This window comes from Micromonospora sp. NPDC048999, assembly GCF_040649295.1.
GTDB lineage: Bacteria > Actinomycetota > Actinomycetes > Mycobacteriales > Micromonosporaceae > Micromonospora.
The window spans coordinates 149,814-163,463 of the sequence record NZ_JBEZFI010000004.1 but is presented as its reverse complement, the minus strand read 5'-3'; the positions used below and the strand labels follow the sequence as shown (position 1 = coordinate 163,463).

The window sequence follows — 13,650 nt, the reverse complement described above, 5'->3', positions numbered from 1 at the left end:
GCCACAAGTGGCTACGCGCCGCGCTGCCGCTGATCAAGGCTGACATGGGTAGCGACACCGGCGTGTCGCGGGCGAGGGGAATCCTTCCTTGAGGCCGATATGCCTCTGGGGAATATTTATGCCTCGGTGGCATATCACTTGTGCCTGTTCTTCAACGGGCAAGCACTACCGTCAGTAGCCGTTCGCCAGTTTCGTGACTCGGTACACCCGGGTGCGGCGGCCTCGTGCCCGCCGCACCCGGGCTGTTCGTCAGCGCATGTGCTTGATCTGGTGGGTGAAGGTGCGCGGCTCCTCGGTGACGTTCCGGAGGTGCTACCGGCCCTCCGGCCGTTTCCGCCACCGACCGGGCCGGTGGGTCGGATCGAGCGACGTGTCCTCGCCGAGGTCGAGTCGACCGACGGTACCGACCGGCCCGGTGCCCAGGCGGTGTGGCGGGACGGCCGCTGGTGGCACACGGGTCTGCGGTACGCCGTCGACGCGTCTTCCGACCGGTCCATGTTGTCGGTCGGTGGCCCTACCCGGCCACCGCTGCGACGGGTCGTCGACCCGCCCGGCCCGTCCCGGCTCGCCGAACCGGCACCCCGCCGTCCGCCCCGACGTGCCGCCGTTGGCCGAGCTGATCCGGCTCGTGGTCGGCCTGGACCTGGCGCTGCACGTCAGCCTCCTCGACCTGCGGCAGCACGCCGACCACCCGCTTCTGCCGGATGGTCGGTGCTGGTCGGTGGAAGTACGGTCGGGCAACGCCCAGGTGCACCCGGACGATCAGCCCACCCGGCCCAGCCTGGCGGCGGCGCCCGACGACTGCCTGACCCACCTGGCCGACGACCTGGCCGGGCTGATCCCGACCGACCCGGACGAGCCGCTGCCGGTGCCCAACTCGCCGGCCCGGTGCCCGTGCTGCTCCGGCTCGCCGCCGAACACGCGGGACGGGCGGTGAGCCTGCGCTTCACCCGCGCCGGGCACACCGCCCACCGCCACGACGACGACGGCGTACGCCGGTTGGATCTGCCGGGCGGCAAGATCTCAAGTGGCGGCTACCGTACTTAGCTCGGCAGTGCGCCAAGGCCGGCGAGCAGCTCCTCCCGTTCGTTCTCGGTGAGCACCGCGTACGCGGGTGCGTCGAGTCGGTCGGTCTCGGCCTCGATCGCCGCGCGGTCCGGCCCGTCGGGCAGCGCCTTGATCTGCTCGGCGGTCAGCCCGGCGGCCCGCCACGCGGCCCGGTGCGCGTCGGCCCGGTGGTGGCGCAGCGAGCCGAGCCGGCTGGTGAGCAGCATCGCCGGGGAGGCGTCGGCCGGCTCGTATGCCGGGGTCATGGCGCGGAACGCGGGCCCGCCGGTGGCCAGCCCATGTGTCAGCACCCGGCCGACCAGCTCGGCCAGCCGGGGCACCGACGCCAGGCCGGGCAGCATCGGGAGCCCGGAGGACCAGACTTCCTCGGCGGCCTCGGCGGTCGCCCGCTGCGCGAACAGTGCCAGCTCCCGGCCCAGCTCGGTGAGGTGCCAGGTGCCCTCGGCGTCCACCTTCAGCACGCCCTGGGCCAGCTCCCGGCTCATGTCGCCGTCGGTGTAGACCAGCCCGTCGGCGAGGGCGTCGGCCGGCATCGGCCGGGCCAGGACGCCGGAGAAGAAGCTGTTCTCGGCGCCGAGGTCCGCGCCCCGCTCGGCGTAGAACGCCTCCATCCTCGCCCGGGCCGCCCAGCGGGCACCCACGTACACCCGGTCGATGACCGGTCGGATCCGTCGCGCGTAGCTCTTCGTCGTCTCCACGGTGCGCGACCCTACCGAGGTAGGGCTGCGCCGTGGGGGCGGTTACTCCGGCACGCGGCGGTAGGCGCCGTCGCTGGCCGAGGTGGCCATCGAGGCGTACGCGCGCAGGGCCGCGGAGACCGGGCGCTGCCGGTTGGCCGGGGTGTACGGGCGGTCCCGCTTCTCCTCGGCGACCCGGCGGGCCTGGAGCACGTCGTCGGGCACGTCGAGGTGGATCGACCGGGCCGGGATGTCGATGACGATCTCGTCACCCGACTGGACCAGCGCGATCAGTCCGCCCGAGGCCGCCTCGGGGGAGACGTGTCCGATGGACAGGCCGGAGGTGCCGCCGGAGAACCGCCCGTCGGTGAGCAGCGCGCAGGAGCGGCCCAACCCGCGGCCCTTGAGGAACGAGGTGGGGTAGAGCATCTCCTGCATGCCCGGGCCGCCCTTCGGGCCCTCGTACCGGATCACCACCACGTCCCCGGCGACGACCTCCTTGGCCAGGATCGCCGAGACCGCGTCGTCCTGCGATTCGTAGACCTTGGCCGGGCCGCGGAAGGTCAGGCACTCCTCGGGCACCCCGGCGGTCTTGACCACGCAGCCGTCCGGCGCCAGGTTGCCGTGCAGGATGGCCAGCCCACCATCGGCGCTGTACGCGTGCTCCCGGTCCCGTAGGCAGCCGTCGGCCGCGTCGGTGTCCAGTGAGGACCAGCGGTTGGTGGTGGAGAACGGCTCGGTGGTGCGCACCCCGCCGGGCGCGGCGTGGAACAGTTCGACCGCCTCCGGCGTGGCCGAGCCGCCCCGCACGTCCCAGTCGGCCAGCCACTGCGCCAGGCTCGGTGCGTGCACCGCGTGCACGTCGCGGTGGAGCAGGCCGGCCCGGTCCAGCTCACCGAGGATGGCCGGGATGCCACCGGCCCGGTGCACGTCCTCCATGTGGTAGAGCGGCGAGTTCGGCGCGACCTTCGCCAGGCAGGGCACCCGGCGGGAGATCGCGTCGATGTCGGCCACGCCGAAGTCCAGCTCCGCCTCGCGGGCGGCGGCGAGCAGGTGCAGCACGGTGTTGGTCGAGCCGCCCATCGCCACGTCGAGCGCGACGGCGTTCTCGAAGGCGGCCCGGTTGGCGATCGACCGGGGCAGCACGGACGCGTCGTCCTGCTCGTACCAGCGTTTGGCGATGGCCACGGCGGTGCGGCCGGCCTCGACGAAGAGCGACCGGCGCGCGGCGTGGGTGGCCAGCGTCGACCCGTTGCCGGGCAGCGCCAGCCCGATCGCCTCGGTGAGGCAGTTCATCGAGTTGGCGGTGAACATGCCCGAGCAGGAGCCGCAGGTGGGGCAGGCCGAGCGCTCGATCTGGCCGAGCTGGTCGTCGGTGACCGCTTCGTTGGACGAGGCGATCATCGCGTCGATCAGGTCGATCTTGGAGTGCACGATTCCCTCGATCGCCACCGTCTTGCCGGCCTCCATCGGGCCGCCGGAGACGAAGACGGTCGGGATGTTGAGCCGTAGCGCGGCCAGCAGCATGCCCGGAGTGATCTTGTCGCAGTTGGAGATACAGACCAGGGCGTCCGCGCAGTGCGCGTTGACCATGTATTCCACGGCGTCGGCGATCAGCTCCCGGCTGGGCAGCGAGTAGAGCATGCCGCCGTGGCCCATGGCGATGCCGTCGTCCACCGCGATGGTGTTGAACTCCCGACCCACCCCGCCGGCCTCGGCCACCGCGTCGGCGACCAGGCCGCCGAGGTCCTTGAGGTGTACGTGGCCGGGCACGAACTGGGTGAAACTGTTGGCGATGGCGACGATCGGCTTGCCGAAGTCGTCGTCGGTCATCCCGGTTGCCCGCCACAGGGCGCGGGCGCCGGCCATCGTCCTACCGTGGGTGGAGGTCCTCGACCGCAGCTCAGGCATGAGAACCAGTGTGACACCGGCGCCCCGCCGGCCCCCGGCCGTGCGGGACGTGTCCCAACAGTTGCACACCCGGTACCCCTCGGGGTGCGCTCATCCGGCAAAGTTGAGGTCGTGCATTCGTCCCCGGGCGTGGTCACCGTCGCAGCCCTGAGCGGGCTCGCCGCCGCAGGCGCCACCGCGCTGCTCGCCGCCTCGGCCCGCCGCCGGGTCGGGCCGCACCGGCAGACCCACGTGCTGCTCGCCGTGGCCGCCGGGATCGCGCTGCTGAGCCTCCTCGTCGGGGTCACCGCCGTCCTGACCGCCGGCGACCACTGGGCCCACCGGCAGGGGCAGCGCACCGGTTGGGCGACGCTCGTCTCGGTGGGTGGCGCGCTCAGTGGGCTCGTGCTCGGCGCCGCCCTGCTCCGCCTGCCCGGCGCCACGGCCACCCGGGCCGCCACCGCCCGCTTGCTGCTCGACGGCGTGATCGTGGCGAGCGCGCTCTGGTTCGTCGGCTGGGTGGTGTTCAGTGAGCCGACCCGGCTGCTCGGCGCGCTCACCCCGGTGGCCTGCGTACCCGTCGTGCTGGCCACGCTGAGCGCGGCGCTCACCGCCGGGCTGACCCTGATCATGGTGTTGCGGGCGGCTCCGCCGCGCGGGCGGTTCGTCCTGCTCAGCGCCGGGATGACCGGGGTGACCAGCGGCGGGCTGTGCCTGTCCGCAGGGCTCTGCCAGGCCGGCCCGGTGATGGCCCTCACCGGTGCCGCGGTGCTGGCCGCGGGCCTGCTGGCCACCACTGCGGCGGCGCACCGGGTCGACCCGCCCGGGCAGATCGACGTGGACCTGATCCGCAGCGACGGCGAGTACGCCTTCGTGCCGATGTTCGCGATGGCCGCCTCGGCGATGTACCACCTGAGCCAGGGCGGCGGGTTCGACGCCTTCGGCATCGTCGCCGGCAGTGTCGAGGGCTTCGCCCTGGTCGCCCGGCAGTACCTGGCCCTCAACGACGTCCGGGGTTACGCCGGCCGGCTGGCCGCCCGGGAGGCCCACTTCCGCGAGCTGGCACACACCGACCCGCTCACCGGCCTGGCCAACCGGCGTGGGCTGCTGCGCGCGCTGCACCGCTGCGCCGAGGCCGGCGTGCCGTGTGTTCTGCTCGGGCTCGACCTGGACGGCTTCAAGAACGTCAACGACATGCGGGGGCACGACGTCGGCGACGCGGTGCTGGCCGAGGTCGGCCAGCGGCTGCGCAACAACCTGCGCCCGGGTGACCTGGCCGCCCGACTCGGCGGTGACGAGTTCGCGGTGCTGATGCACGGCGCGAGCGACGCCGGGCCGGTCGCGGAACGGCTGCTCGGGGTGCTCGGCTGCCCGTACGAGGAGGCGGACGGGCCGGTCTTCCTCTCGGTCAGCATCGGGGTGGCCGGCAACCACGGCGAGACCGATGTCGAGCTGCTGCTGCGCAACGCCGACCTGGCGCTGCGCTACGCCAAGCAGCGGGGCAAGAACCGGATCGAGCGCTACGACGCCAAATACGACGAGCTGCTGCGCCGGCGCACCCTGCTGGAGCACGAGCTGCGTGGCGCGATCGAGCGCGACGAGCTGCGCCTGGCTTTCCAGCCGGTGGCCTCACTGCCGTCGGTCCGCCCGGTCGGCGCCGAGGCGCTGCTCCGCTGGCACCACCCCAAGCTGGGCAACGTCCGTCCGGACGAGTTCATCCCCCTCGCCGAGGAGTGCGGGATGATCTCGAAGCTGGGCGCCTGGGTGCTGCACCAGGCCTGCTATCAGCTCTCTCGCTGGCTGGCCGACGGGCACGACGTCTGGGTGTCGGTGAACGTCTCGCCGCGGGAGCTGCACGCCCCGGAGTACGTGGTCCAGGTCGCCGACGCGCTGCGCGCTCACCACGTCCCGCCGCAGCGGCTGGTGCTGGAGGTGACCGAGCACGCGGTCGCCACCGACCTGGACGAGCTGATCCGGCGGCTGGCCGCGCTGCGGCTCACCGGGGTGCGGATCGCGTTGGACGACTTCGGCACGGGCTACTCGTCGCTGGGGCAGCTGCGCCGGCTGCCGATCGACATCCTCAAGATCGACCACAGCCTGGTCGCCGAGCACGAGCCGGTCCGCCCGGTCGGTCGGGACGGGCCGGCGTTCGCCCCGATGGTGGACATCGTCATGCGCCTCGGCCACCAGTTCGGCCTGGAGGTGATCGCCGAGGGTGTCACCAACCCCACCGAGCTGGCCGCGGTGGTCGCCGCCGGCTGCCGGTTCGGGCAGGGTGCGCTGTTCGGCTGGGGGGTGCCGGCCGAGCATCTGGAGGCGATGTTGGAGGCGGCCACCTCGCCGGGCGCGCGTCCCACCTCGGCCCCGCCGGTGCCCGTGCCGCGTCCCTCCAGCGAGGGATCTTCGCAGGTGAGGCCGGACGTGGTGGGTGCGTCGCGGGGTGAGATGCCGACGCCCGTTAACCAAAATGTGGGATCAGTTGACTCATCGCGTGAGATGCGTCAGGCTTAGCCACATGTCGTCGAACCGGTCGCTGCGAGTACTTACCTGAGCGCACTCTCCTCTGATCGAGAGTGCGCTGGCCCCGTGCATCTGCACGTGGGCCGTTTTTGTTGCCATCGGACCATCACCGGGACGCCCGCGTTCCATCCTGAGAAGCGCATCACCCACTCCAGCCGAAGGCCTGAACCGCCATGACGAGACCCACGCCAGAGACCCTCGCCCACTCCGTCCGGCGAGCCCGCCCGGCCGCCGATTCGGCCGGCGCCGCCGACCCCGCCTCCACCGCCCGTAACGGGGCCGTCCCGGCCGTAGGGGGAAGGGCTGCCCCGGCCGGCGCGGACGGAACCACCGCGACCGAACGGCGGCGGGCCGGCCAGGCCGGCGCGGACGGAACCGCGACCGAACGGCGCCCTGCCACGGCTCAGGTCTCGGGCGCCGGCTCGCTGGTGCGGTCACTCGAGGCGCTCGGTGTCGATGTCGTCTTCGGCATCCCCGGCGGCGCGATCCTGCCCGCCTACGACCCGCTCTACGACTCCACCGTCCGACACATCCTGGTCCGCCACGAGCAGGGCGCCGGGCACGCCGCCACCGGCTACGCGCAGGCCACCGGGAAGGTCGGTGTCTGCATGGCCACCTCCGGTCCGGGCGCGACCAACCTGGTCACCCCGATCGCCGACGCGTACATGGACTCGGTGCCGATCGTGGCGATCACCGGTCAGGTCGCGCGGCCGGCGATCGGCACGGACGCCTTCCAGGAGGCGGACATCCAGGGCATCACCCTGCCGATCACCAAGCACAACTTCCTGGTGCAGACCGGCGAAGAGATCCCGCAGGTGCTGGCCGAGGCGTTCCACCTGGCCGCGACGGGCCGGCCGGGCCCGGTCCTGGTGGACATCCCCAAGGACGTCCTGCAGGCGCAGACCACCTTCACCTGGCCGCCCACCCTCGACCTGCCCGGCTACCGGCCGACCCTGCACCCGCACGGCAAGCAGATCCGCGAGGCGGCCCGGCTGATGACCAGCGCCCGCCGCCCGGTGCTCTACGTCGGCGGCGGCGTGCTCAAGGCCGGTGCCACCGAGGGCCTGCGCCGGCTGGCCGAGCTGACCGGCATCCCCGTGGTCACCACCCTGATGGCGCTCGGTGCGTTCCCCGACTCGCACCGGCAGCACCTGGGCATGCCCGGCATGCACGGCACCGTCGCCGCGGTCTACGGCCTGCAGAAGGCCGACCTGATCGTGGCGCTCGGGGCCCGCTTCGACGACCGGGTCACCGGCCAGCTGGACTCGTTCGCGCCGGACGCCACCATCGTGCACGCCGACATCGACCCCGCCGAGATCGGAAAGAACCGGCACGCGGACGTCCCGATCGTCGGCGACGCCCAGCACGTGATCGACGAGCTGATCGCCGCCGTCACCGCCGAGCAGGCGGCCCGGCCGGCCGCCGACCTCGGCGACTGGTGGGTTCAGCTCGACGACCTGCGCCAGCGCTACCCGCTGGGCTACGAGGAGCCGGCCGACGGCACCCTCTCCCCGCAGTACGTGATCAAGCGGCTGGGCGAGATCGCCGGCCCGGACACGATCTACGTGGCGGGCGTCGGCCAGCACCAGATGTGGGCCAGCCAGTTCATCTCGTACGAGAAGCCCTACACCTGGCTCAACTCCGGCGGCCTCGGCACCATGGGCTACGCCGTCCCGGCGGCGATGGGCGCCAAGGTCGGCAAGCCGGACACCACGGTCTGGGCGGTGGACGGTGACGGCTGCTTCCAGATGACCAACCAGGAGCTGGCCACCTGCGCGCTGGAGGGCATCCCGATCAAGGTCGCCGTGATCAACAACGGCAACCTGGGCATGGTCCGGCAGTGGCAGACCCTGTTCTACGGGGAGCGCTACTCCAACACCGAGCTGGGCACCCACAAGCATCGCATCCCGGATTTCGTCAAGCTCGCCGAGGCGCTCGGCTGCGTCGGCCTGCGCTGCGAGAACGCCGCCGACGTGGACCGGACCATCGAGGCGGCCATGGCGATCAACGATGCCCCGGTGGTCATCGACTTCGTGGTCGGCAAGGACGCCATGGTCTGGCCGATGGTCGCCGCCGGCACCAGCAACGACGAGATCATGTTCGCCCGGGGCGTCCGCCCCGCCTTCGACGAGGACGAGCTGTAGTCATGACCGAATGCACCGAGCGCAGCGAGGGCCATGAGGGCATGACGAGGAAGGCACCGCAATGAACCTGCACACGCTGTCCGTGCTCGTGGAGAACAAGCCGGGTGTTCTGGCCCGGGTCTCCGGGCTGTTCTCCCGGCGCGGCTTCAACATCGACAGCCTCGCGGTGGGGGAGACCGAGAACCCGGACGTCTCCCGGATCACCATCGTGGTCAACGCCGAGTCGTCCCCGCTGGAGCAGGTGACCAAACAGCTCAACAAGCTGGTCAATGTACTCAAGATCGTCGAGCTGGACCCGCAGGTCTCGGTGGCCCGGGAGCTGCTGCTGGTCAAGGTCCGCGCGGACCGTAGCGCCCGCGCCCAGGTGCTGGAGACGGTGAACCTGTTCCGCGCCCGGGTGGTCGACGTCGCCCCGGACACCCTGACCATCGAGGCGACCGGCACCCCCGACAAGCTCGACGCGCTGCTGCGCGACCTTGAGCCCTTCGGCATCAAGGAGATGGTGCAGTCGGGCACGGTGGCGATCGGGCGCGGCTCGCGCGCGATCACCGCCGGCCCCTCGTTGCGCGCCGCCTGACCCACCCCGACCGGCGCCCGAGCGCCGCATCCACCGCACAAGTTCACGACGGGCCGCCGGGCACCGCCGTACGAAAGGGAATGCAATGAGCGTTGAGGTGTACTACGACGACGACGCCGACCTGGGCCTGATCCAGGGCCGCACGGTCGCGGTGATCGGGTACGGCAGCCAGGGTCACGCCCACGCGCTGTCGCTGCGCGACTCCGGCGTCGACGTGGTGATCGGCCTGCCCGTCGGCTCCAAGAGCCGGCCGAAGGCCGAGGAACAGGGCCTGCGCGTGCTCACGCCGGCCGAGGCGGCGGCCGAGGCCGACGTCATCATGATCCTGGCGCCGGACACCGCCCAGCGCGCCCTGTACACGGAGTCGATCGCGCCCAACCTGACCGCCGGCAAGGCGCTCTTCTTCGGCCATGGCTTCAACATCCGGTACGGCCTGATCAAGCCCCCGGCCGATGTGGACGTGGCGATGGTGGCCCCGAAGGGGCCGGGCCACCTGGTCCGCCGCCAGTACGTCGACGGCAAGGGTGTGCCCTGCCTGGTCGCCGTGGAGCAGGACGCCAGCGGTAACGCCTTCGGTCTGGCCCTGGCGTACGCGAAGGCGATCGGCGGCACCCGGGCCGGCGCGATCAAGACCACGTTCACCGAGGAGACCGAGACCGACCTCTTCGGCGAGCAGGCGGTGCTCTGCGGCGGTGCCGCCGCGCTGGTGCAGACCGGTTTCGAGGTGCTCACCGAGGCCGGCTACGCCCCCGAGGTGGCCTACTTCGAGTGCCTGCACGAGCTGAAGCTCATCGTCGACCTGATGTACGAGGGCGGCATCGCCCGGATGCGCTACAGCATCTCGGACACCGCCGAGTACGGCGACCTCTCCCGCGGTCCCCGGGTCATCGACTCGCGGGTCAAGGACGAGATGCGCAAGATCCTCGGCGAGATCCAGTCCGGTGAGTTCGCCCGCGAATGGGTGGCCGAGGACGAGGCCGGCCGGCCGAACTTCGCCAAGTGGCGGGCCGAGGGCGCGGCGCACCCGATCGAGGAGACCGGGCAGAAGCTGCGCGCCATGATGAGCTGGGTCGACCGGCCCATCACCGAGACGGCCTGAGCGGTCAGGCGGATGGTCGCGCCCGGCGCTCTCCCCGGCGCCGGGCGCGCCACCGCCGTCATTCGGTGTGTTGTTCGATCCTGGCGATCTCGTCGGCAATCCGGCCAGCCTCGTCGTGGTGGCCGAGCCGCTCCAGCGTGATCTCCAGGTTGCGGAGGGGTCGCAGAAGTTGCCCGGGCGGGATATCGGGGCCGCCGTCGCGCAGCAGCGCGACGCACTCTCGGTGCGCCTCCACGGCCTCGTCCAGCCGGTCGAGGACCTTCAACCGGTTGCCCAGGTTGCCCAGCGCCTCGGCCAGCCCCAGCCGGTGCTTCACTGGGTCGTTGCGAAAGAGGTCGCGGCGGATCGAGGCGCACTCCCGCAGCAACTCGCTCGCGCCGAGCGGGTCACCGGCGCCGTTGACCGCCCGCTCGAGGCCGAACAGGCAGCCGGCCAGCAGGTCGAAGTATCGCCCGTCGGCGCCGGCCAGCTTCCGGGCCAGCTCCACCGCCTCCCGCCCCGCCGTCAGGGCGTTCGCGGCGTTGTCGCTCGCCGCCTGCCCGTCCGGCTCGGCGGCTGCCCAGGCGACCGCGCCGGGCGGCGGGGGGAACGCCGACAGCATGCAGGTTAGCGCCAACGCGCAGGCCAGCCGGGGACGCCACACCTCCGGCAACTGCTCGGCGTAGGTCCGGCAGAGCGGGACAGCCTCGGCCAGCAGCGCCTCGGCCGCAGCCTTCCCGCCGCCGGCGACGTGCAGGTTGGCGAGGTCGAGCATGACGCGGGCCAGCAGGTCGTCGTCGACGCCCCGGGCCACGTCCACCGCCTCGGCGAGCCGGTCGGCGGCCTCGTCCCGGCGGCCGGCCCGGGCCAGCAGCATGCCGAGGGTGTGCAACGGATCACCCAGCCCTGCCCCGTACGCCGCCGGGGCAGCCAGGACAAGCCTGCGCTGGTGGGCGACCGCCTTCTCCGCCGTCCGGAGTGCCGCCTCCGGCTTGCCGAGGGCTTCCTGGCAGTGCGCCACCACACGCAGCAGCCGGTGCAGCAACAGCCGGGCCTGCCGAGGCTGCAGGCGCAGCCAGACTCGGCTTTCGAGCTCGCCGCGGAACTCCTCGGCCACGGCGAGCGCGTCTTCCCAGCGCCCCACCACGGCCAGGCTGTCCGCCAGTCCGGCCGCCGCGGCCTGGCCGGTCGGCGCCCACCGGGACTGCCCGAGCAGGGGCAGCGCCCGGTAGAGGTCCATCGCCTCCTGATGTGCGGCGAGCGCCTCTTCCGGCCGGCCCAGTGCGGCCCGGCAGTCCCCGATCACGATCAACGTCCGGGCCAACCCCATCCGTTCGGCTACTCCGACTGGTCGGCAACTCAGCCAGGTCGCCCGGGCCCGGAGCGCCAGTCGCAGCGCCTCCCGGGCCGAGCCGATGGAGTGCAGTGACGCGGCGACGAGCCGGCGGGCCTCGGCGAGCACGACCAACGCCTCGCGGTCGTCGGTGTCCTCGACATTGCTGATCGCCTCTCGGCCCTGCGCGATCGCGGTAGCCAGGGTGCGGTCGTCCGGGACGGCGGCCTGCGCGATCAGGGCCCGGGCGAGCCCGACGCGGTGCCGGCCCGGGTGATCGCTTTCGAGCCGGCGGTAAAGCTCCACCGCCTCCTCGGCGGCGGCCGTGCGCCGGGCGGTGAACGTGGGTCGGATGCTCACCTGCTGGGACCGGGTGACCAACGCCTCGGCCAGCCGCGGGTCGTACCGGAGCGGGGCGTGCCGGGCCAGTCGGCGCAGCAGCGCGATACGTACACCGAGTGGCAAGGCCGCTCCTTTCCCGCACGGACGCTGGCCTTCGTTGTACTGGTGCGCCTCGAAGCCGGGAACCGGGTGAACGGGGGATGAGCGGCCGACGGCACTGTGTGAGGGCACTCACCCCGCACTCTGGGACACACTGCCGGAACCGACCCCTACGATCCTTCCTAGGTGCGTAATCCGGCACTGACGGCCATGGCGCCGACCAGCGCGGGGCGCAGCGCGGCGTCCCGTCGCCGAAGGCCGACCACATACGAGCGTCTACGAGGACCGATGAATCCTGTCGTACTGATCGCCGAAGAACTCGCCCCCGCCGCCATCGAGGTGCTCGCGCACGACTTCGACGTGCGTCACGTCGATGGCACCGACCGCCCGGCCCTGCTGTCCGCGCTTTCCGAGGCCGACGCGGTGATCGTACGCAGCGCCACCCAGATCGACGCCGAGGCGATCGCCGCCGCGCCCCGCCTGAAGGTGGTCGCGCGCGCCGGCGTCGGCCTGGACAACGTCGAGGTGCCGGCCGCCACCGCGCGTGGCGTCATGGTCGTCAACGCGCCCACCTCCAACATCGTCTCCGCCGCCGAGCAGGCCGTCGCGCTGCTGCTCGCGGTGGCCCGCAACACCGCCAGCGCCAGCGCCGCGCTCAAGGCGGGGGAGTGGAAGCGGTCCAAGTACACCGGCGTGGAGCTCCAGGGCAAGACCGTCGGCGTGGTCGGCCTCGGCCGCATCGGTGTGCTGTTCGCGCAGCGCATCGCCGCCTTCGGCACTCGGCTGATCGCGTACGACCCCTACATCCAGCCGGCCCGCGCCGCGCAGCTCGGCGTCCGCCTGGTCGGGCTGGAGGAGTTGCTGCGGGAGAGCGACTTCATCTCGATCCACCTGCCCAAGACGCCGGAGACGGTGGGTCTGATCGGCGAGAAGGAGCTGGCGATCGTCAAGCCGGGCGTCCGGATCGTCAACGCCGCCCGCGGCGGCCTGGTCGACGAGCAGGCCCTGGCCGACGCGATCGCCGAGGGCCGGGTCGCCGGCGCCGGCGTGGACGTGTACGCCAAGGAGCCGTGCACCTCCTCGCCGCTGTTCGCCTTCGACAATGTGGTGGCCACTCCGCACCTGGGCGCCTCCACTCACGAGGCGCAGGACAAGGCCGGCCTGGCCGTGGCCAAGAGCGTCAAGCTGGCGCTCCAGGGCGAGTTCGTGCCGGACGCGGTCAACGTGCAGGCCGGCGGCGTGGTCGCCGAGGACGTCCGGCCGCTGCTGCCGCTGGCCGAGAAGCTCGGCCGGGCCTTCACCGCGGTGGCCGGCGGGGTGGCCGCCAGCGTCACCGTCGAGGTGCGCGGCGAGATCGTCACGCACGACGTGTCGGTGCTCAAGCTCGCCGCCACCAAGGGGCTGTTCAGTTCCGTCGTGGAGGAGCAGGTCACCTACGTCAACGCGCCGCACCTGGCCGCCGAGCGTGGCGTCGAGGTGGCCCTGGCCACGCAAACAGAGACGGTCGACCACGCCAACCTGGTGACCGTACGCGGCGCGCTGCCGGACGGCCGGACGGTCAGCGTCTCCGGCACGGTCACCCACACCGGCACCCGTGACGTCCTCAAGCTGACCGAAGTGGACGGCTTCGACGTGGAGATCGGCGCGGAGGGCATCCTGGTCTTCCTGCGCTACGCCGACCGGCCGGGTGTGGTCGGCACCGTCGGCACCCTGCTCGGCGCGGCGGGCGTGAACATCGCCGCCATGCAGGTCGCCCGTCGGGAGGCCGGTGGCGAGACGCTGATGACGCTCACCGTCGACCAGGCCCTCGGCGCCGACCTGCTCAGCTCGGCCGCCGAGTCGATCGGCGCGGTCGCGGCCAGCGCGGCCGACCTGCGCGACGAGTAGTCCACACCCGACGGATCTGGGGCCCGGCCGGCAGG

9 protein-coding genes are annotated in these 13,650 nt (G+C 72.4%); 6 read left to right on the top strand and 3 right to left on the bottom strand.

Annotated features, from left to right (window positions below; all coding sequences use genetic code 11):
* The first annotated feature begins 508 nt into the window (after positions 1-508).
* Positions 509-937: a hypothetical protein gene (locus AB0C02_RS08690; protein WP_357542886.1), complete on the top strand. Its 429-nt coding sequence runs from the start codon at positions 509-511 to the stop codon at positions 935-937.
* A gap of 106 nt (positions 938-1,043) precedes the next feature.
* Here the strand turns inward: AB0C02_RS08690 and AB0C02_RS08685 are convergent, their stop codons facing one another.
* The gene (locus AB0C02_RS08685) at positions 1,044-1,766 is read right to left on the bottom strand and encodes a hypothetical protein (RefSeq protein WP_357542661.1); all 723 of its coding nucleotides are present in this window, start codon (positions 1,764-1,766) and stop codon (positions 1,044-1,046) included.
* Between the two features lie 42 nt (positions 1,767-1,808).
* On the bottom strand, positions 1,809-3,656 hold the full coding sequence (gene ilvD, locus AB0C02_RS08680) for a dihydroxy-acid dehydratase (RefSeq protein ID WP_357542660.1): 1,848 nt from the start codon (positions 3,654-3,656) through the stop codon (positions 1,809-1,811).
* Between the two features lie 111 nt (positions 3,657-3,767).
* Here ilvD and AB0C02_RS08675 point away from each other — a divergent pair, with 111 nt between their 5' ends.
* The 4 genes from AB0C02_RS08675 to ilvC all read left to right on the top strand — a co-directional run bounded on the left by AB0C02_RS08675 (position 3,768) and on the right by ilvC (position 9,975).
* Positions 3,768-6,146: a bifunctional diguanylate cyclase/phosphodiesterase gene (locus tag AB0C02_RS08675; protein WP_357542658.1), complete on the top strand. Its 2,379-nt coding sequence runs from the start codon at positions 3,768-3,770 to the stop codon at positions 6,144-6,146.
* Positions 6,147-6,328: 182 nt separating this feature from the next.
* Positions 6,329-8,299, top strand: coding sequence for an acetolactate synthase large subunit (locus AB0C02_RS08670; RefSeq protein WP_357542656.1), 1,971 nt, complete (start codon positions 6,329-6,331; stop codon positions 8,297-8,299).
* 61 nt (positions 8,300-8,360) lie between these two features.
* Positions 8,361-8,876 carry an acetolactate synthase small subunit gene (ilvN, locus tag AB0C02_RS08665; RefSeq protein ID WP_357542654.1) on the top strand — a complete coding sequence of 172 codons (516 nt, stop codon included), beginning with the start codon at positions 8,361-8,363 and terminating at the stop codon, positions 8,874-8,876.
* 85 nt (positions 8,877-8,961) lie between these two features.
* On the top strand, positions 8,962-9,975 hold the full coding sequence (gene ilvC / locus AB0C02_RS08660) for a ketol-acid reductoisomerase (RefSeq protein WP_357542652.1): 1,014 nt from the start codon (positions 8,962-8,964) through the stop codon (positions 9,973-9,975).
* Positions 9,976-10,033: 58 nt separating this feature from the next.
* Here the strand turns inward: ilvC and AB0C02_RS08655 are convergent, their stop codons facing one another.
* Positions 10,034-11,752, bottom strand: coding sequence for a tetratricopeptide repeat protein (locus tag AB0C02_RS08655; RefSeq protein WP_357542650.1), 1,719 nt, complete (start codon positions 11,750-11,752; stop codon positions 10,034-10,036).
* A gap of 264 nt (positions 11,753-12,016) precedes the next feature.
* Between AB0C02_RS08655 and serA the strand changes: the two genes are divergently transcribed.
* Entirely contained in the window at positions 12,017-13,615 is a 1,599-nt protein-coding gene (gene serA / locus AB0C02_RS08650) for a phosphoglycerate dehydrogenase (protein ID WP_357542648.1), read from the top strand.
* Positions 13,616-13,650: the final 35 nt, after the last annotated feature.